This is a genomic window from Rhodobacteraceae bacterium M382 (genome assembly GCA_025141015.1).
Taxonomy (GTDB): Bacteria; Pseudomonadota; Alphaproteobacteria; order Rhodobacterales; family Rhodobacteraceae; genus Aliisedimentitalea; species Aliisedimentitalea scapharcae.
In genome coordinates this window covers 1,871,211-1,891,962 of sequence record CP081098.1, presented here as the reverse complement: position 1 = coordinate 1,891,962, position 20,752 = coordinate 1,871,211, and the positions used below count along the sequence as shown (strand labels likewise).

Here is a 20,752-nt window from a genome sequence, read left to right as displayed (position 1 = left end):
TCAGTTGGTTTGGGTATTTTTTGATTGACGTGTCTCGCTCCTCCGGGGCAGGCGCAGCTCCTTGCCCGCCAAAAGCCCGGACGGGCGCAGCACCAGGATCAGGATCATCACGATCCCGATCAGGATTTCCTGGGCCCCGCTGGGCAGGGCAAACGCGGTGGCCCCGACTGTCACGCCCTGTTCCAGACGCACCAGCGCCTCGATCAGCACGGACAGGCTCAGCACCCCGATGACCGCCCCCGACAGGCTGGCAATGCCACCAACCACCAGCATCGCCAGCGAAATGAAGGTGATGTTCAGATAGAAACTGTCCGGGTTCAGAACACCGATCGAATGCCCCAACAGCGCACCGGATACGCCGGTAAAGAACCCGCTGACGACCAATGCGATCAACCGATGGCGATACATGTCGATCCCACAGGCCGACGCGGCAACGTCATCCTCGCGGGTGGCCCGCAGCGCCAGCCCGCTGGCAGAATTGGCATAGAGATTGGCGGCAATGATCGCCGCGGCCGCCCAGGCCAAGGCCACCCATTGATCCACATAGCGGGCCAGCCCGACCACCGATGACGTCGCACCGGTGACGCCTTCCCAGTTGGAATAGACGGTGTTGACGATGGCCAGGAATGCAAAGGTCGCGATCGAGGCGGCAATACCCGACAGCCGCAGGATTGCCGCGCCAGAGATCAGCGCAACCAGCGCCGCCAACAGCCCCGACACGATCGCGGCAGGCAAAACCGGCCATTCCGCCTGCGCCAACCATTGCGGCAGGTCCGGAAGGAACATGGATTTCATCTGTGGCTTCAGCGTCAGCCACGCCGAACAATAGGCACCGATCGCCATGTACCCGGCATGGCCGAAACTGACGACGCCCGAATTGCCGACAAAGATCCAAAGACCGACCACCAGCACCACCCGGACCAGGGTTTCGGCCATCGTCCGGGCCAGCGCCTTGTCCCCGAACAGGCTGACCATTCCCGCCATCAGGACCAGAAGTCCGATCAGAACAATCGGGGTGGAATAGGCCAGAAGCCGGTTTTGTGCGTGTTTACCCATCATGGTTCAAATCCTCGGCTTGGCTGAACTGGGCACGAACAACCCTTGCGGACGCAAAAGCAGGCAAACGATGACCAGCGTGTAAAGAAAGGCGTCGCGGAACGGGCGGACTTCCAGCGGCAGAAAGGCCTGCAACACAATGGATGTCGCACCAATCAGAAATCCCGCGGCCACGGCACCGGGCAACGACCCCAACCCGCCGATGACCGTGGCGATAAAGGCAACCAGCATGATCTGCCCGCCCATGCGGACATCTGCGACCCCGGTCTGGGTCGCCAGGATCAGCGCGACGGCCGCCGCCAGCGCGCCCGACAGGGCAAAGGCCCCGGTGATCACCACATTGGCCCGCACCCCCAACAGCCGCGCCATGGTGAAATTCTCGGCCGCGGCCCGCATTTCCAACCCCAGGCGGGTTTTCTTCAACAACAGCGCCAGGGCACAGACCACCACCACCGTGCTCAGGATGACAATCAGCTGCAGCAGCGGGACATGCGCCCCCGCCACGGCCACAGGCGTGTTCAGATCCGGCCACAGGCTGATGGCCTTGGGCCGCCCTCCGTAAATCGCCAGCAGCGAATTCTGGATGACAAAGCCCAGCGCAAAGGAGGAAATCATCATCGCCACCGGCGTTGCCCGGCGCATATGGCGGAACACGATGTATTCGCTGGCCACGGCAGCTCCGGCGCCCACCGCCAGCAGAACCGGGATCAACACAAAGGCCGGTGCCTTGCCCAGAAACAACACCGCCACGGCGTCGGTCGATGGCACGATCAGGGCGAACACGCAAAAGGCGATGTATTCGCCATGGGCAAAGTTCACCAGGTTCATCACCCCAAAGATCAACGCGATCCCCAGGGCGGCCATCGCATAGATCCCACCCAGCGAAGCCGCATCAAAAAACAGTTGTGCAGCAGAATTCATAGCGCGGCCTCCGTGTTGGATGTTCCGAAATAGGCGTCGCGAAGCAGGTCCTTGGACGCAAAGGTCGCGGCGTCTCCCTCGCCGACAACCGCACCGCCCCGCAGCAGGATCATGCGCCCGCCAACACGGGCCGCGCGTGTCGAACTTTGTTCGACGATCAACAACGTCAGCCCCCGCTCTTCCTGCAGGGCAACAAGCGTTTCATACACCTGATCCACAATCTTTGGGGCCAATCCCAACGACGGTTCGTCCACCATCATCAGTTTGGGATTGGTCATCAGCGCCCGGCCGATGGCCAGCATCTGCTGCTGGCCACCGGACAGCGCACCGGCGCTGGCATGACGACGCTCCCCCAGGATTGGGAACGCGTCAAATATCTCCGAAATATCGGCGGAGACAGCGCTCTGGTCTCTTCGCAACCCGGTCCCGACCTTCAGGTTTTCCTCGACCGTCAGGCTGCCAAAAATCTCGCGCCCCTCGGGCACCATGGACAGGCCCAGCCGCGCAATGGCTTCGGGTGGGCGACCGCTCAACAGGTCGCCATCCAGTTCGATCCGCCCCTGGCTGGGGGCCACAGCACCGCTGATCGCCCCCAGCAACGACGACTTCCCGGCCCCGTTGGGGCCAGAGATGAACACCCGTTCTCCCTCTTCTATGTGCAGGGTCACATTGGTCAGCGCGGGGACTTTCCCGTACCGCACCGACACGTCAAATACGCCAAGCTTGGACATCACGCGGCCTCCTGATCGGCACCAAAATAGGCATCGCGCACAACCTGGCTCTTGAGGATCACATCGACGTCGCCCTCTTCGATGACCTGCCCCGCATCCAGCACATAGACATGCTGAGATACGGACAGAACCAACCCGACATTGTGTTCGATGAGCAGAACGCCGGTGCCCAGTTCGGTTGCCACACGCGCGATCAGCGCGGCGAGATCGCCGGCTTCGGCTTCGGACATTCCTGCCGCCGGTTCATCCAGCAGCAAGAAGTCCGGCGCAAACATCAAGGCACGGGCAATTCCCACACGCCGTTCGTCGGTATACGGCAGCCCCGCCGCCGGCCGTTCAGCCAAATGGGGCACCCCCATCCAGCCCAGCACCCGCAACGCTTCGGCCTCGGACCCGGATCGGGAATGCCCCAGCCCCACACCCGTCACGGCCAGATTGTCGAGAACATCCAGACCGGTGAACAACCGTCCGGCCTGAAATGTCCGCGCCACGCCTTCGCGGCGCAGCTGGTGCGGCGACATCCGGCCCACCTCCTTGCCCCCCAGGGCGACCGACCCTGTGGTCGGTGCCTGGAACCCGGTCAATGTGTTGACCATTGTCGTCTTGCCCGCGCCATTGGGGCCAATCAGCCCATGAACGCTGCCCGGCGTGATCGACATCGTGACATCGGTGAGCGCCTTGAACCCGCCAAAGGCCACGGTCACCCCGGATGCAGCCAGAGAGGGCTCGGCCTGAGAGGGTTCGGCCCGGGCGGACTCGGCCTGCGAGGACGCCGTGCTGTGTCGCCGCGCCATGGCTCAGACCCCGGCCAGTTCTTTGAGCTGGCTCAGCGGCCGGCCCTCCGGGGCGGTCTCCGCCGTCAGCACATAGACCCCGCTTTCGTGCAGCGACACGGTCCAACCCGGCTCGATCACGATGGTGGTGGTGACCTCTTCGATGACGGCAGGCCCATGCAACACGTCCCCCGCCCCCAATGCAGCACCGTCATAGACCGGCGTGTCCTGTGCCTGTCCGTCGGCGCTGAACACCATCGCGCGGCGGCCCTTCAACGTGCTCTCGGCACCCGATCCCGCGGCAATGCTCATACGTTTGGGTTTGTCCACACGTCCGGCGATGGTGCTTTCGACATTCACCACTTCGACGGCGTTATGCGGTTCATCATAGGTGTACAGCGCCTTGTGACGGGCGTGGAACGCCGCCTTGATGTCCTCCAGCGACGGCTCTGTGACCTCAAAGGGCGCGATCTCGACCGTGCATTCATGCACCTGCCCGACATAACGCATGTCCAGACTGCGACGGATCGAAATCTTGTCGTCGCTGAACCCGTCCTGGCTCAGATCTCCATGGCCCCGCAACTCCAGCTTGTTGAACAGCTGATCCAGCGTTTGCGCCGCCTCGGCCCCCTCCAGCCGGATCGGTGCCGGAGCCATATAGTTGTATTTGACGTCCGATATGATCTGACCATAGGCGCACAACCCCGAGGCCAGCTTGGAAATCAGAACTTTGGAGATCCCCATTTCACGGGCCAGCGCGGTGATATGCGCCCCGGTCGCGCCCCCGGCCCCCATCAGCACGAAATCGCGCGGATCATAGCCCCGTTCGACCGACACCCGGCGGATCGCATTCACCATGTTGTTGTTGACGATGGTGAACATGCCATAGGCCGCCTTTTCCACCGAAATGCCCAGCGGATCGGCCAGCTTGGTCTTGATCGCGCTGCGCGCCTTGTCCACATCCAGCGGCAGACGCCCGCCAACCAGCCCATCGGCATTCAGATAGCCAAGCGTCAGATTGGCATCCGTGGTGGTCGGATTGTCACCGCCCTGACCATAACAGGCCGGTCCCGGTTCGGATCCCGCCGATTGCGGACCCATCTGGATCAGCCCCATCGAGTCGATCCAGCCAATCGACCCGCCACCGGCCCCCAGGGTTTCCACCTGAATCATCGGAATTCCAATGCGATAGCGCAAAAAGTCGATGTTCTTGTTGACGTTGGCCTGACCATCCTTGGTCAAGGTGATGTCAAAGGAGGTGCCACCCATGTCACAGGTGATGATGTTCTTGTCCCCCCAGGGTTCGGCCACATCCAAGGCCGCCTGCGGAGCCGATGCCGGCCCGGAATTGATCGCATAAACCGACTGGTCGCTGACCACCTTGCCCAGCGCCAGCCCGCCGTTCGACTGGAAATAGCGCACCGGGTGCTGGCTGCCCAATTCGCGGAAATAGGCATCGATCGCTTCGACATAGCGTTGCAGGATCGGGGCCAGATAGGCATTCACGATCGCGGTAGAGGTGCGGGTGTATTCACGCACCTGCGGGTACAATTGGCTGCCAACCGTCAGGCGCACATCGGGCATCATCTCGCGGACGATCTCGGCGGCGCGCAGCTCATGCTCGGGGTGCAGCACCGACCAGACAAAGCTGATCGCAACCGACTCCACGTTCTCGGCGAGAAAATACCGACAGGCGGCGCGCACGTCGTCTTCGTTGATCGGGGTCTTGACCGACCCATCCGAAATCACCCGTTCCGAGATGCCTTTGCGCAGATGGCGCGGGACCAGCATGGTGGCGGGCGGATAATCCGGGTCATAGCGATACCCGTCTTCCTTGTGGCCCAGGCGGATTTCGATGGAATCTTCGTGGCCCCGCGTGGCGATCAACCCGGTCTTGGCCCCGGTGTGGGTGATCAGCGCGTTCAGACCCACGGTGGTGCCGTTGATGCACAGGTCGGAATTCGACACGATGTCCTGCGCCGTCAGGCCGGTTTCCTCGGTGATCAGCGCCAGACCGTTCCGGATGGCCTTGGTCGGTTCGGTCGGCGTGGACAGAACCTTGAAGATCTGGGTGCTGCCCTTTTTGTCGGCCAGAATGAAATCGGTGAATGTGCCGCCGGCATCAATGCCCAGGCGATATTGGGTACGCATGTGTTTTCCTTTCGGATCAATAGGATCAGGCGACAGAACGGGCGTGTTCAGTGGCGGTTTCGTCAATGGCGAGGGTTTCGGCGTCGGCAATGACCACCCCATAGTCCAGCCGGGCCCCTTCAACACTGACCAGCCCGTTTCGAACGTCTTCGACCACCTTCAACGGGTCGCGTTCGAACGGGTTGCCGAACCCGCCGCCACCGGGGTTGAGGTTGGCGGCAATCTCACCAGGTTTGATGGTCTCGATCACATTGTCGGTGATGATCTGGGTGTCGCCGTCGCGGGTGATTTCCAACCGGCCGACCTTTTTGTGAACCATGGCGGATTTTGCACCCGCGGCCCCCATCGCCGGAATGCGGCGACCTTCGCCAAAGGTGACAAGGGTCATGTCCGTATCCAACGGTTCGACCGCCCAGCGCGTGCCTGACCCACCGCGGAATTTGCCCGCGCCGCCGCTGTCCTCCATCAGCCCGTATTCGTGAATGATGATCGGATAGGAATGTTCGAGCATCTCGATATCCCCCGACGTCAGCGCCCCAAAACAGCATTCGGGCCCACAGGCGTGCCAGCCATCCTGGCTGTTGGTCGCCCCGGCCCCCGAAATGATCGAAGCCAGAACCATGGTGACGTATTCTTCGTCATGGCGATTGTCCCACCCGGCGATATTACAGCCGTTGGCGTGCCCCCAGCTGGCCGACACCTTGTCAGGGGCCGCCTGCTCAAAGGCCAGCCGCACCGCATCGGTCAACGTCTCCATCGGGGTGGTGGTACAATTCATATGCGGCGCAGGTGACTGGGCGTTGCACAACGTCCCCTTGCGGCCCATGTCCACCGTGACATTGCGATACAGCCCCTCGTTATAGGGTGGCGGCAATTGCGCAAACATCATCAGGCCCAGATAGACACCCGAATAGGAATTGCCTTCGTAGGAGTTGATGAAATACGGGATCTGCGGCGGGCTTTCGATTTCGATGTGGCAACTGTCGCCGGTGATCGTCACCGTCGCGGTGATGTCGAAATCGCCAAACCCGTGCCCGGCATCTTCCAACACCGCCGTGCCGGAATAGGTCCCATCCGGCACCTGCGCGATCAGCCCCTTCATATGGGCATTGGCCATGGTCAACAGCTTGGCAATGCAGGTCTGAACCGTCTCTTTGCCATATTTGTCCATCAGCGCAATCAGGTTGCGCGCGCCCACCTGACAGGCCCCGATCAAGGCGTTGAAATCACCTTCCTGATCCCGCCGGGCCCGCATGTTGACCAGCAACATGTTCATGATGTCGTCGCGCGGCACCCCCCTGTCCCACAGCTTGATCGGCGGGATGCGCAGCCCTTCGGCATAGATTTCCTTGGCCTCGGGGTTGTATCCCGCCGGAACCGGGCCGCCAATATCCGTCAGATGCCCCTTGCAGACGGTCCAGAACACCAGCTCGCCTTCATAGAACACCGGGTAATACATGCAGGTGTCGATGATGTGGCTGCCCCCATAGGCCGGGTCATTGTGCAGGATCAGGTCACCTTCGTTGATATCCCCGTCAAAGAACCCCGCGACCGATTTCATCGCCGGGATCAACGATCCCAGGTGAATCGGAATATCCTGCCCCTGCAGGATCATTTCGGGCGTGTGGTTGAACAGCGCCGTGGAATAATCATGCGCAAGGTTGAACACCGAACTGCGCGCCGTCTTTTCCAGCGCCAGCGTCATTTCGCGCTGGGTGGTTTCCAATACGCCGCGCACCACGGAAAGCGTGATCGGGTCTACGGGGTTATCAGCCATGTTTTCTGGTCCTCTGAATGGGGCAAAAGATCCACCGGACGGGGGCGCATGGGCCGCTCGATCCGGCATGGTTCTTTGCACGTCGTTCTCGGATTTCAGGATGACCGGGGTTGCCGGGGCGGTCTTGACGATCCGCGCAAAGCTGTTTGCACCCCCGCGCAGAACAATTTGTCACTCAGCGCAGAACCATTTGGCGCTCAGCGCAGGCGTCCCATTTTCTTTTGTTTTGCTGGGGATTTGGGATAAGGTTCAGCGTGGGAGGAAACGCATATGACCGCCGGGTTCACGTTCTCGACGGCCAAGACAGAGCCGCAGCACCGCTCCAGCAAATGGAATGCGGTGGTGAATGATGCGTATTTTCCACTGGAATTGCAGTTCCGCGACCCGATCCGTTTCAATGGTCAGCTGAGCCGTATGTCCATGGGCCACGTCGGCATGTCGCGGTTGACATCGGACCCTCTGAGCTATGAACGCCGCCGCGCCCATATCCGCGAGGCCCGCCAAGAGGAATATCTGATCACCCTGCCCCGCGTCAGCACGGTCGAGTTCCGTCAGCTGGGGCGCGAGGTGCGCTGTGATCCCGGCGGGTTCATCCTGGAACGCGGCGACGAACCTTACCGGTTCCTGTATGAAAACCCCAATGACCTGTTTGTGCTCAAGGTCAGCCGGAAGGCGCTGGAAGAACGCGTGCGCCAACCGGACCGGTTTTGCGCGCGCGTGTTCAACGCCACCTCTGGCACGGCGGGGCTGTTCGCCAGCATGGTGGATCAGGCGCAATCGAAATTCGCCGATCTTGGGCCGGCGGCCAGCGAAACCATCGGGCGTCAACTGCTCGAACTGTTGGGGCTGGCGCTGGAGGAAACCTCCGACGCCAATTCCAGCAACCTGTCGGCCGTGCGGTCGGCCCATATTACGCGGGTGGAAAAATTCATCCGCGCCAATCTGAAGAACCCGGATCTGTCCCCGGATCTGATCGCCGATGGCTGCGGCATCTCGAAACGGTACCTGCACGACCTGTTCAAGGACGTGAACGGCACCGTCAGCCAACAGATCCGCGACCACCGCCTGATCGCCGCACGGGATCGGCTGGCCGCAGCCCCCGGGTTGGCCATCGCCGAAGTGGCCTATCGCTTTGGGTTTTCGGATCAGGCCCAGTTTTCGCGGTTGTTCAAATCCAAATTCGGTGTCACCCCCTCGGAATTCAAGGCCGACACCAGCGCGTAAGGCTGGCCAGGATCGCGCCGTTGGGGGGCTTTGCCCCGAACACCGTCGCAACGCGGTCTGCGCCCCCAATCCCCTTTTGCCCTGTCTGCGCGCCCCACGCCGCGCGTCATCTCAGACGGCCCGACGAGACCGGGGATCATGCCCAGACCGGGCCCGTGGGTCGACCCGCCAGCCACCAAATTCATTGCGGGATGCCCCAGAATAAATTGCGTGTATCGGGAGGACCAACTGGTAACGTGACGCCAAATTCCGCGTTGTCCAACGCCTCACTCACGGAGCCCCCATGCCTCAGATCTCTCCCGAATTGCTGACCCAAATCCGAAGCCGATTTGCACAGGTCGATCACTGCCCACAGCAGGGGCCGCGCATCTTCTTTGAAAACGCAGGCGGGGCGCTGACCTTGAACGCTGCGGTCGAAACCTCCACCCGTTATGCTGCCATCCCCGACAATCAGGGGCGCGACAACCCGGGCAGCCATGAACTGGTCCGCGTCATCACCAAGGCCAAGACAGACATGGCCGAATTCATGAACGCGCCCGGTGGTCAGTTCTTTGTCGGCGAAAGCGGCACTGAACTGTTGTTCCGTCTGATCATGAATGCCTGCCTGGGCACGTCGCGGGGCGGCGTGGTTCTGGGCAGCACGCTGGAACACCCTGCCACCCGGTCGGCCTGTGATCGCTGGGCCCAGGTGGCCGGCCAGCGTCATGTTCTGATCCCGCATGACAACGCGACCGGCACCATAGAGGCGGCGGCCTATGCCGATGCCGTCACCGCGGACACCGTGGTCGCCACGATCGTGCATACGTCACCGGTGACCGGCATGGGCGTCGATGTCGCCGCCTGCAGCGCCGCAATCCGGGCGGTGGCTCCGGCCTGTGTCATCATCGTGGACGGTATTCAACATGCGGCACACGGGCGGATGGACCTGACCGCCTATGACGTGGACGGCTATGTGGTGTCCCCCTACAAGGTGTTCTCGCGTCATGGGTACGGGTTGGCCTGGATCTCTCCGCGTCTGAGCGCCCTGCCCCACAACAGCCTCATTGATGGCCCTGCGGAAAACTGGGAAATGGGAACCCGCGACACCGGATCCTATGCGACCCTGTCCGATGTTGTGGACTACTTCGACTGGCTGGGGGGGGCGGTTGGCGGCGCATCGGATCGCCGCGCCAGATTTGCCGCTGCTGCGGACGCCATTCACGCCCAGGAAAAGGCGCTGACCGATGCAATGATCAACGGAACCGGAAATCTGCCGGGGCTGCGCGAAATGGACAAGGTGACCATCATCGGCGGTGCCGACAACCCCGCACGCGAAGGCTTGGTGTCGCTGGTTGTCGATGGGGTGGCATCGGTCGATGTGGTCAAGATGTTGAACGACCACGGTATTCGCACCCATCTGCGCAAGGCCGACCATTACTCCGGCAATATCCTGACACCGCTGGAGATGGACAGCTGCGTGCGTGTCTCGATGTGCCATTACAACACCGTGGATGAGGTCGCCAAATTTCTCGCCACAATGAAACAGATCACCGAATAGGTCCCTGCGCTGCCCCCCCAATGACCGGTCAAACGACCGGGGGGGGGCGGCACCAGATTTGGCAACAGATGGCCCGCACCGTGGCCTGAAACCCGGCCGGAACGGCGACTCGACACACCTGTCATGAAAATTCCAAGGGCTTTGGGTCCGATTTCTTCTCGGGTGTTCGCAACGCGCACGGGCTATCTCTTTTGCAACTGTCACAACCGGGGCTCAGCCCTTTTCGTTTTCGAGGTAGATGAACGATGAAAACCCATGCACAGGTAGTGGTGATCGGCGGCGGGCTGGTCGGATGTTCGATCCTGTACCACCTGGCCAAACTGGGCTGGACCGATGTGGTCCTGCTGGAACGCGACGAGCTGACGTCGGGGTCGACCTGGCACGCGGCGGCCAACATCCACGGGCTGCACGACAACAACAACGTCACCCGGATCCAGCATTATACGATGAACCTGTATAAAGAGCTGGAAAAGGAAACCGATCAGGGCTGTGGTGTGTTCCAGCCCGGCTCGCTGTATCTGGCAAAAACCGAAGAGCGCGAACACCAGCTGCGCCTGCAAGAGGCCAAGGCCAAATTCTACGGTCTGAACTTTTACGAAGTCAGCCGCGAACAGGCCAAGGAACTGCACCCGCTGGCGCAATTCGATGACATCCGCTGTATCATGTATGAACCCGATGGCGGCAATGTGGATCCGTCGGGCGTCACCATGGCCTATGCCGCCGGGGCCCGCCAGATGGGGGCCCAGATCGAACGCTTCTGCCCGGTGATCGGCACGGAACAACAGCCCGATGGCTCCTGGATCGTGCGCACCGCCAAAGGTGACATTCACACCCAATGGGTGGTGAACGCGGGCGGTCTGTGGGGACGCGAAGTCGCCGCCATGGCCGGCCTGACCCTGCCCCTGCAGCCCACCGAGCACCAGTATTTCGTCACCGAAACCATCCCCGAAGTCGCGGCGATGGACCGTCGCCTGCCTTCGATTGCCGACCGCGACGGCGAATATTACTTCCGCCAGGAGGGCAACGGCTTCCTGATCGGTGCCTATGAAAAAGACATGCGCTTCTGGGCCGAAGACGGCACACCCCAGGATTTCGCCCACGAATTGTTCCCCGACGATCTGGACCGGATCATGGAAAACGTGATCCGCGCCACCGAACGCGTGCCCTGCGCCGAAACCGCCGGTGTCAAACGCGTCATCAACGGCCCGATGATCTGGTCGCCTGACAGCAACGCCATCTGGGGTCCGGTGCCCGAGCTCAAGAACTACTTCTGCTGCACCGGCATCATCCCCGGATTCTCGCAATCCGGTGGCCTGGGTCTGCTGGCCGCGCAATGGATCATCGAAGGCGAGCCGCAGTACGACATGTTCGCCTGGGATCTGGCGCGCTTTGGCGACTGGGCCGACAAGAAATTCACAAAAGCCCGCGTCGAAGACCAATACGCCCACCGCTTTGCCATCCACTTCCCCAACGAAGAACGCAGCGCCGGTCGCCCGGCCCGTGTGCGCCCCGCGTATGAGATGCAACAGCAGATGGGGGCCGTATTCGGCATGAACTGTGGTTGGGAACACCCGCTGTGGTTCTCGGGCGAGCCCGGCAAACAGGACACCAACTCCTTTACCCGCCAGAACTGGTGGGCACCGGTGGGCGAAGAGGTCAAGATGCTGCGCGAAAACGTCGGCGTCATCGACATCTCGAACTTTGCCAACTACGTGATCAAGGGCCCGGGCGCTTATACATGGCTCGACAAGCTGGTCGCCAACCGGGTGCCGACCGAAACCGGTCGTTCCTGCCTGACCCCGCTGATTTCTGTCCGCGGCGGCGTGGCTGGGGACTTCACCATCACCAAGGTCGCCGACGAAGAATACATGATGATCGGCTCGGGCATGGCGGAACGCTATCACCAGCGCTTCTTCAACATGATTGACCTGCCCGACGGCACCACATTCGAAGTCGCAACCGACCGTATTGCAGGCTTCAACATCGCAGGCCCCAAATCGCGCGACATGCTGCAACGCATGACCAATGCGGATCTCAGCAACGAAGCGTTCCGGTTCATGCGCTCGCGCAGCATCGAGGTCGCAGGTGTTGCCTGTCTGGCCGTGCGGGTGTCGTTCACCGGGGATCTGGGCTGGGAGCTGCATTGCGCCGAAGGTGATCAGGTTCAGCTTTATGCCGCGCTTCTGGAAGCCGCAAAAGAGTTCAACGGCGGCCCCGTCGGCGGCCGTGCGCTCGGCAGCTTGCGGATCGAAAAAGGCTATGGCTCCTGGGGACGCGAATACTCCCAGGAATACTGGCCCCAGGAAGTCGGGCTGTCCGGCCTCATCAAGCTCGACAAGGACTTCCTCAACAAGGACGCGTATCTGAAGGTCAAGGACAACCCCTGCCGCGAAATGCTGTCCGTGTTCGAGATCGACGCGGTCAACAACGCCGATGCCTCAGGGGGCGAACCGATCTTTACCCCGGACGGAAAATCGGTGGGTCGTGTGACATCCGGGGCCTATGGGTATTCGGTCGGAAAATCCCTGGCCATCGGCTATGCCAACCCCGAGATCGCCAAACCGGGTGATGCCGTAGAGGTGTTCATTCTGGGCAAACCCCACAGTGCCCGCATCCTCGAAGCCGCGCCTTTTGACCCTCAGGGCGCGCGCCTGCGCGGGTAACACACACCGCTGACCAAGGGGCTCAGAATTTTAGGTAAAATTCTGGGCCCGGCGGCACCGTCACCAAGAGGTTTCAAACCGGGCTCCCCTTGTGATGTCTTTTCAGCCGGTGCCAGGGGGCAAATTTTTTAGATAAAAAATTTTGCCGGGTCACACCCCATCAGCGCTTGCCGCCTTGAGCAGCCAGGCTTTGAACAGCTTGACCGACGGGGTTGCTGTGCGGTCCTTGAAATTTGCAAAATACGCCCAGGGGCACTCCAGATCAAAATCAAACGGTTGCTCCAGAAACCCGCGTTTTTCAAACCGCCGCACCAGCGATTTTGGCACCGCCACACAGCCCACCCCACTGGCGGCAAGCTCAAGTGCGGTGTTGGAGGAATTCGTGTGGAACCCGTTGTTCTGGGACGATATTTCGACGCCCAGCGCCTTTGACACCTTTTCCCAATAAATCGGGCGCCCCAGAATATGGATCAGCTTGGCCTCCAACAGCTGGGCCGGCTCGCGCAATGGTTTTCCGCCCACGCGATATTCGGGCGCACAGGCCAGGGCCAGCGTCTCTTCCCACAATTGCACCTGATCGCGCCCCACATCTTCGACATGGTTGATGGTAATCGAAATGTCAGACACGTTTTCCTCGACATCCGCCCACACGGTACTGTGCAGGGTCACTTCGACGTCCGGATGCGCCTTGTGAAACCCTGCGATCACCCCGGGCAGCCAGTTTTCGGCCAGGCTGATCGGACAGGAAATCACCACTTCGCGTTTGTGATTCTGCGACAACAGCGACCGCGTCGCCACATCAATCTCCTGCAGCGCATGGCGCACAGACGGCAGATAGGCCTCTCCCACATCTGTCAGCGACAGCGATCTGGGGTGGCGCACGAACAGCGGACGCCCGATATATTCCTCGAGCGATCGCACATGGTTGGACACCGCCGACTGGGTACAGTTCAGCTCGTCCGCGGCCGACGTAAAGCTGAGCGACCGGGCGGCCGCTTCGAAGGACCGCAAGAAGGTCAGATGCGGGAGATGTTTCATGGCCTATGTCCTAACCTGCCCAGTCCCTGCCGAAAAGGCCCCATCCGTCCCGCCCCGTCCGTCAAGTTCCCGTCGCGAACTATCCCAAAACCGACGTCTAACGCAGATTTCGCGAAATATCCGACCGCTATGACCCCGGTTAATTTGTGTGTCACCGGGACCAAGACCCCTTAGTCTGCACCATGACGAACCTGCCCAATGTTTCACAGCGCGAGCCCCAGATGACCAACACGTTTGAAAAAGTCGCCGATTTCACCTTTGACCTGAAACCTGATGACCTGCCAACCAGCACCCGCGACGCGGCGGCGCTGATGTTTCTGGACACATTGGGCATCACCATTGGCGCGGGCCCGATGCAGGCGGGAACGATCGCGCGCGACACCGCCGCCGCTCTCTATGGCAGCGCCGATCCCACCATGTCGGCACGGATGATGTTTGATGGCCGCCAGGTCTCGCTGGCCGGGTCGGCCTTTGCCTCGGCCACCGCCACCGACAATCTGGATGGTCACGACGGCTATTACCCGACCAAGGGCCATATCGGCGTGGTGGTGATCCCGACGCTGGCCGCATTGGCCGATTGCGCCCCCGATTTCTCCGGCCCCGAGGCCCTGACCCTGACCACCATCGGCTATGAGGTCGCCGGACGCGCCGCGATTTCGCTGCATGACACGGCCTGTGATTATCACACCTCCGGGGCCTGGAACGCATTGGGTGTGGTGGCCATGGCCGCCCGCGTGCGGGGTCACAGCCGCGACCAGCTGCGCCAGGGCATGGGCATTGCCGAATACCACGGCCCCCGCAGCCAGATGATGCGCGAAATCGCCAACCCGTCGATGCTGCATGACGGGTCCGGCTGGGGCGCCATGGTGGGGTTGTCCTCGGCCATTCTGGCGGAAAAGGGTTTCACTGGTGCGCCCGCCATCACCATCGAAGAGGACCGGGTCGCCAAACATTGGGACGATCTGGGCACCTTCTGGCAGATGGAGCACCAATATGTGAAACCCTATCCGATCTGCCGCTGGGCCCACGCCCCCATTGATGCGGTGCGTCAGGTGATGCTGGAGCACAAACTGACCCACGGCGATATCGCCTCGGTGCATATCAACACCTTCCACGAAAGCTCCTGCCTCTATCCCGGCATCCCCACCACCACCAGCCAGGCGCAGTATTCCCTGGCCTATGCGGTGGCAACCCAGATGGCCTATGGCCGGATCGGGCTGGAGCATATTTCGGGGGGTGGGCTGACCGACCCACTGGTGGCCGACATCCACAAACGCATCACCGTGTCCGAGGACAAACGCCATTCCGATCGCTTCCCGACCTGTCGGGTGGCCGATGTCACCGTGACGCTGAAAAACAACCAGGTTCTCACATCCGGCGATGTGCACGCCCGCGGCGGACCCGAAGCCCCGATGGACAAATCCGACGTCATCGCCAAATTCATGGAATTCGCCTCCCCCTCGCTGGGCGAGGCCCGCGCCAGCGACATCCGCGATGCGGTGTTGGGCTTTGTCAACGCAGACAGCAAGGTGTCCGACCTGACCTCGCTGATCTTTGACGCCCCTTGATCCCCCCAGAGCCCCAAAAGGAGCCCCAAAAGGAACCCCCATGAAAAACCCGACTGTCATCCTGCACACCAGCAATCCCGCCCCTGCCCGCGATCTGCTGGCGGCACGTCACCCGGATTTGGCGATCCATACCTGTGACAGCTATGATGCCCTGCCCGCCAAGATCGCCGAAACCGGGGCCGAGGTGGTCTATTCCGTGCGCTTTGCCGGCACGCCCGGGTATCCGCGTCAGGCGCTGATTGATGCGCCATCGGTGACATGGGTGTCGGTGGGCGGCTCGGGCATTGATCACATGAACCCCTGGGATCCACAGGCGCTGAACGTGACCAATTCCGCCGGGGTGGCCGCTGACATGATGGCGCAATACGCGCTGGGGGGGATGTTGCATTTCTCGCTTGGTCTGCCCGCATTTCGCGCCGCGCAGGAACGCCGCGAATGGATCGCCGCCGGACAGGTTGAACCGATTGACGACAAAACCGTGCTGATCGTGGGTCTGGGCAAAACCGGCGAAGCCGTCGCCGCGCGCTGCAAGGCGATGGGCATGACCACACTGGGCGTGCGCGCCCGGCCAAAACCGACCCCGAATGTGGACGATGTCCACGGCATTGACGATCTGCCCGCCCTGTGGGGCCGCGCCGATTTCATCGTCACCTGTGTGCCGCTGCTGGACAGCACCCGCGGCATCGTGGGCGCAGATGCCTTTGCCGCGATGAAGGACACCGCCGTGATCGTCGATGTCTCACGCGGGGGGGTGATCGACGAAGCGGCGCTGCTGGACGCGCTCGATCAGGGGCGCATCCGCGGTGCGGCACTGGATGTGTTCAGCATCGAACCCCTGCCCGCCGATCACGCGCTGTGGGGCTATGACAATGTCATCATCACCCCGCATTGTTCGTCCGTTTACGAGGGCTGGGATCTGAAATCGGTCGAGATGTTTTCCGACAACCTGACCCGCTACCGACAGGGTGACCCCCTGACCAATATCGTCAGCCCGGCACGCGGCTACTGACACGCGCAGGCTAGATACCAAAGGTTAGATACCAATGGGTCGCACGCGACCCAGACGATCACTGAATAACGCTCTGAAAAGGTCTTGGAGGACCAAACAAACATGGCACGTGAACGGCGCGGCGGCGGACGCCGCGGCAAATCCACCCGACAGGGTGGCGGTATCGAACAATTGCCCTGGCAACAGGTCAAAAACAGCTACCCCAAGTTTGAGCTGCTGAACCCCGACCAGATGGACCAGCTGCATGACACGTCGATGCGGATCCTGTCCGAAGCCGGCATCCGGGTGATGGGCGACAATGTGATGGACCTGTTCGAAGAGGCAGGCGCCATCGTGGATCGCGACACGCAAACCATCCGCATGGATGAAAGCATCGTGACAGAGGCCCTGAAAACGGTGCCATCCGAATTCACCCTGCGCGCCCGCAATGCCGCCAAACGCATCACCCTGGGCGGCGACAACATGACCTTCGGGCTGGTGGCTGGCCCGCCCAATGTGCACGACCGCATCAACGGGCGGCGTCAGGGCAATTACACCGATTATTGCAACTTCATCAAACTGGCGCATCATTTCAACGCCATCAACCTGATCGGCAATCAGGTGATGGCCCCGATGGAAATGCCCGCCAACAACCGGCATCTCGACACCTATCGGGCCAATCTGACCTATTCCGATCTGTCGTTCCACTGTACCGCCATTGGCCGGGGTCGGGCGATGGACGGGATCAACATGATGGCCATCACCCGCGGCCAAAGCGTCGATGAGATGCGCGATGATCCCGGTGTGATCACCATCATCTCGGTGAATTCGCCGCGTCTGTTTGATGATGCCATGGGCGACGGGCTGATCGCCATGGCCGAACATGGCCAGCCGGTGACGGTGACACCGTTCACCCTGATGGGGGCGATGACCCCGGTCACCCTGCCCGCCGCATTGGCGCAACAAAACGCCGAAGCCCTGTTTGGCGTGGTGCTGACCCAGCTGGTCAACCCCGGTGCCCCGGTGATGTACGGATCGTTCACGTCGAATGTGGACATGCGATCCGGCGCACCTGCGTTCGGCACGCCCGAAAATGCCAAGGCCAATATCGTCGGCGGTCAGCTGGCGCGCCGCTATGGCATCCCCTATCGCACCTCGAACACCAATGCCTCGAACGCGGTGGATTTGCAGGCGGCCTATGAGACCATGATGTCGACCTGGGGCGCGGTGCTGGGCGGCGCCAATATCGTCTATCACGCCGCCGGATGGCTCGAAGGCGGCCTGACCGCATCCTATGAAAAGTTCATCATGGATGTGGAAATCATCCAGAACATGATCGAATTCCTCAAACCGATGAAATTCGACACCAATGAATTGGGGTTGGACGCGATCAAATCGGTGCCCACTGGCGGTCACTTCTTTGGGGCCGAGCACACAATGGCCCGCTATGAAACCGCGTTCTACAAACCGATGCTGTCGGATTGGCAGAACTATGAGAACTGGGAAGCAGCCGGGGCCAAGGACGCGTTGGAGCGCGCCACCGAACTGTGGCAACAGGCCCTGCGCGATTACGAAGCCCCCCCGATGGACCCTGCCATCGTCGAAGAGCTGGACGCCTATGTGGCGCGGCGCAAGGAAGAGATCGGGTCGGACGAGCCCTGATCACGGGACGCGGGACTGAGGTCGCGCAGCGAGGGGCCAGCCCCTCGCGCTCCCCGGAGTTTTTTGGCGAGATGAAGGGGATCAGGCGCGCAGCGGGTAAATCGCCAGCGGATCATGGCGAGCGCCCTTGGGGTGCAGGGTGGATTCGAACAGGGTCACCTGCTGCACCTCCATGTCCGGTATCTGAAAATCGGCAAGCTCGGCCCGCAGCGGTGGCGGGGTTTGCCCCTTGCCCAGGCGGGCCACGGTGACATGTGGGCGGAACCGGCGGCGCGCCAGCGTTATTCCGGCTTTGCGGCAGGTGCCCAGAACCCTGCCATGCAGCGTCGTCAAGCTGGCACTGTCATTGGCCGGAACATGAACCGCAGATCCGAACACCCCCAACCCCGCGAATGAGAGCGAAAATGGCGCGCACCGCAGCCCGGCCAGATGCCCGTGCAACTCTTCCAGCAGATCCTCGGGCTGGTCATCCAAAAACGCCAGCGTCAGGTGCAGATTGTCCTCTGGCACTGCGCGGCCAAAACCCAGACGCCGTTGCAGGCGCACCATCGCGTCGCTGACCTCTGGGGACATGGAAATGGCGACAAACGCCCGCATCTAGCCCGCCAGGCTGGGCAGAAACAGCACAATCCCCGGAAAGGCCACCAACAGCGCGATGGTCACCCCATCCGCCAGAAAGAACGGCGTCACCCCCCGGAAAACATCCTGTACTGTCAGGTCATCACGCACCCCGGCCACCACGAAACAATTCAGGCCGATGGGCGGGGTGATCAGACAGAATTCGGCCATTTTCACCACCAGGATACCGAACCAGATGGCGCACATGGTGCCGCTCATGCCAAAGGCGCTATCCGCAGCGGCCACGCTTTCACCCCCGTTCAGAGCCATCACCGCCGGGTAGACCACCGGCAGGGTGAGCAGCAACATGCCAATGGCGTCCATGAACATCCCCAGCACCGCATAGGCCAGCAGAATGCACACCAGGATCAGCATGGGCGACGCATCGATCGACGTGATCCAGTCGGAAAACGCCCCCGGCAGATCGGCAAACCCCAGGAACCGCACGTAAATCAGCACGCCCCAGATGATGGTAAAGATCATCACCGTCAATTTGGCCGTATCCAACAACGCCGATTTCAGCTGGGCCCATTTCATGCCCTTGATCAGCGCCATGACGAACACCACAAATGCCCCCAGCGCGCCGCCTTCGGTCGGGGTGCCCCAGGCGTCACCGCCAAAGGGGTTGTAGACAAAACAGATGATGATCACGACGACAAAGACAATCGGCAGAGCCGCCGGCAAGGCCGCAAACCGTTGCTTCCAGGTGAACCCGCGCACCGGGGGGCCAACGGATTTGAACACCACCGCAATGCCGACAATCAACAACGCATAGATCACCGCCGAAAACGCGCCCGGGATGAACCCGGCGAGCAACAGCTTGCCCACGTCCTGTTCCACGATGATGGCATAGATCACCAGAATGGCCGACGGCGGGATCAGCGACGCCAAGGTGCCCCCGGCCGCCACCACGCCAGCGGCGAATTGTTTGTTATAGCCGATTTTCAGCATCTCGGGGATGGCGATCCGGGCAAACACCGCCGAGGTCGCCACCGAGGCACCTGATACGGCGGCAAAGCCCGCAGTGGCAAAAATGGTCGACACCGCCAACCCGCCGGGCAGCCAGGCGATCCAACGTTTGGCGGCTTCGAACAGGGCCTTGGTCAACCCCGCGTAATAGGCCAGATACCCGATCAGGATAAAGGTGGGGATCAGGCTGAGCGCCTGGGACGAGACCTTGGAATGGGGCACCTGGCCGGCGATCTTGACCGACACGGTCAGCGCCTTGGTGAATTTGTCCGGCGCATAGCCGAATTTGGCCCAAAAGATCCACACCAACCCCACCAGCCCGGCCATACCGGCGGCAAAGGCCACGCGCATCCCCAGCAAAACCATGGCCAACAACCCGCCCGTGACCCACAGGCCAATATCAATGGGTTCCATGTCCGCTTACTCCTGCTCGGCCTTGGGATCGGCCAATTGTTCGGCCTCGGCGGCGGCCTGGGCGGCAGCGCTCTGGATCATCGGCACCGCCACCGGTGCATCCAACCCCAGCACAAAGGCCCGCCCATAGCCCCAGGCCTGCACCATCAGCCGCAGACAGAGCACGCCAAAGGCCACCGGTGCCAGCAATTTCGCGGGCCAGATCGGCAGGCCGATGTCAATCGAACTGTCGCGGCTCCACAATGGGGCGGCGAAATCAAACGACCGCAGGAAATGCGACCAGCTTCCATAGACCAGCGCCATCATCAGGATCAGGATCAACAGCACCGAAATCAGCTCGAACAGCCACAGCGCACGGCCCTTCAGGCGCGAAATCACGATGTCCATGCGAATATGCGTGCCGTCGCGCTGGACATAGGCGATGCCCATGAACGCGATCAGCGGCATCGCCTGTTCGATCCAATCCACATAGCCCGGCAAGGGCGCGTTGAACGCATTGCGCCCGCCCACCGACACCACCGCCAGCACCATCAGCGAAAACACCGCGATGCCGCTGAGCAGGGCCAGGACCTGCTCCAGCTTCAGCAACTGCCGGTCCAACCGGCTGATCAGATGATCGCTCTCCAGAACCGCAGCGCCCGACGCCATTGCATTCCCCCTCG

The 20,752-nt window shown here is 61.6% G+C and carries 16 protein-coding genes; 6 read left to right on the top strand and 10 right to left on the bottom strand.

The genetic code is table 11. The features are described 5' to 3' along the window. From K3727_08715 to K3727_08690, 6 genes are read right to left on the bottom strand one after another with little or no spacing between them, the layout of a single operon-like run. A complete protein-coding gene (locus tag K3727_08715) occupies positions 1–1,059 on the bottom strand; it encodes a branched-chain amino acid ABC transporter permease (protein UWQ92843.1) in 1,059 nt (352 codons plus the stop codon). A 3-nt stretch (positions 1,060–1,062) separates the two neighbouring features. After that, positions 1,063–1,977, bottom strand: a complete 915-nt coding sequence (locus K3727_08710; GenBank protein UWQ92842.1) for a branched-chain amino acid ABC transporter permease — start codon at positions 1,975–1,977, stop codon at positions 1,063–1,065. After that, a complete protein-coding gene (locus tag K3727_08705; GenBank protein UWQ92841.1) occupies positions 1,974–2,708 on the bottom strand; it encodes an ABC transporter ATP-binding protein in 735 nt (244 codons plus the stop codon). The genes K3727_08710 and K3727_08705 overlap by 4 nt, the downstream gene beginning before the upstream one ends. Continuing rightward, entirely contained in the window at positions 2,708–3,502 is a 795-nt protein-coding gene (locus K3727_08700) for an ABC transporter ATP-binding protein (protein UWQ92840.1), read from the bottom strand. The genes K3727_08705 and K3727_08700 overlap by 1 nt, the downstream gene beginning before the upstream one ends. Before the next feature lie 3 nt (positions 3,503–3,505). Continuing rightward, positions 3,506–5,632: a hydantoinase/oxoprolinase family protein gene (locus K3727_08695; GenBank protein ID UWQ92839.1), complete on the bottom strand. Its 2,127-nt coding sequence runs from the start codon at positions 5,630–5,632 to the stop codon at positions 3,506–3,508. Between the two features lie 25 nt (positions 5,633–5,657). Continuing rightward, positions 5,658–7,409, bottom strand: a complete 1,752-nt coding sequence (locus K3727_08690; GenBank protein UWQ92838.1) for a hydantoinase B/oxoprolinase family protein — start codon at positions 7,407–7,409, stop codon at positions 5,658–5,660. A gap of 270 nt (positions 7,410–7,679) precedes the next feature. On the opposite strand from K3727_08690, the gene K3727_08685 reads away from it, so the two are divergent. The 3 genes from K3727_08685 (at position 7,680) to K3727_08675 (ending at position 12,833) form a co-directional block, all read left to right on the top strand. After that, a complete protein-coding gene (locus tag K3727_08685; GenBank protein ID UWQ92837.1) occupies positions 7,680–8,633 on the top strand; it encodes a helix-turn-helix domain-containing protein in 954 nt (317 codons plus the stop codon). Between the two features lie 283 nt (positions 8,634–8,916). Further along, entirely contained in the window at positions 8,917–10,170 is a 1,254-nt protein-coding gene (locus tag K3727_08680) for an aminotransferase class V-fold PLP-dependent enzyme (GenBank protein UWQ92836.1), read from the top strand. 245 nt (positions 10,171–10,415) lie between these two features. Then, positions 10,416–12,833, top strand: a complete 2,418-nt coding sequence (locus tag K3727_08675; GenBank protein ID UWQ92835.1) for an FAD-dependent oxidoreductase — start codon at positions 10,416–10,418, stop codon at positions 12,831–12,833. 150 nt (positions 12,834–12,983) lie between these two features. Here K3727_08675 and K3727_08670 read toward each other — a convergent pair whose 3' ends face one another. Beyond that, complete coding sequence (locus K3727_08670; protein UWQ92834.1) at positions 12,984–13,871, bottom strand: LysR family transcriptional regulator; 888 nt, start codon at positions 13,869–13,871, stop codon at positions 12,984–12,986. Positions 13,872–14,092: 221 nt separating this feature from the next. On the opposite strand from K3727_08670, the gene K3727_08665 reads away from it, so the two are divergent. The 3 genes from K3727_08665 to K3727_08655 all read left to right on the top strand — a co-directional run bounded on the left by K3727_08665 (position 14,093) and on the right by K3727_08655 (position 18,089). After that, positions 14,093–15,439, top strand: a complete 1,347-nt coding sequence (locus K3727_08665; protein UWQ92833.1) for an MmgE/PrpD family protein — start codon at positions 14,093–14,095, stop codon at positions 15,437–15,439. 40 nt (positions 15,440–15,479) lie between these two features. Next, the gene (locus K3727_08660) at positions 15,480–16,448 is read left to right on the top strand and encodes a D-2-hydroxyacid dehydrogenase (GenBank protein ID UWQ92832.1); all 969 of its coding nucleotides are present in this window, start codon (positions 15,480–15,482) and stop codon (positions 16,446–16,448) included. Positions 16,449–16,550: 102 nt separating this feature from the next. Beyond that, positions 16,551–18,089, top strand: coding sequence for a trimethylamine methyltransferase family protein (locus K3727_08655; GenBank protein ID UWQ92831.1), 1,539 nt, complete (start codon positions 16,551–16,553; stop codon positions 18,087–18,089). Between the two features lie 81 nt (positions 18,090–18,170). Here K3727_08655 and thpR read toward each other — a convergent pair whose 3' ends face one another. From thpR to K3727_08640, 3 genes are read right to left on the bottom strand one after another with little or no spacing between them, the layout of a single operon-like run. Further along, positions 18,171–18,686 (bottom strand): RNA 2',3'-cyclic phosphodiesterase, encoded by a 516-nt coding sequence (gene thpR, locus K3727_08650; protein ID UWQ92830.1) that lies wholly within the window; start codon positions 18,684–18,686, stop codon positions 18,171–18,173. Further along, positions 18,687–20,090 carry a TRAP transporter large permease gene (locus tag K3727_08645; GenBank protein UWQ92829.1) on the bottom strand — a complete coding sequence of 468 codons (1,404 nt, stop codon included), beginning with the start codon at positions 20,088–20,090 and terminating at the stop codon, positions 18,687–18,689. A 6-nt stretch (positions 20,091–20,096) separates the two neighbouring features. Continuing rightward, on the bottom strand, positions 20,097–20,738 hold the full coding sequence (locus tag K3727_08640) for a TRAP transporter small permease (GenBank protein ID UWQ92828.1): 642 nt from the start codon (positions 20,736–20,738) through the stop codon (positions 20,097–20,099). Between the last annotated feature and the right edge of the window lie 14 nt (positions 20,739–20,752).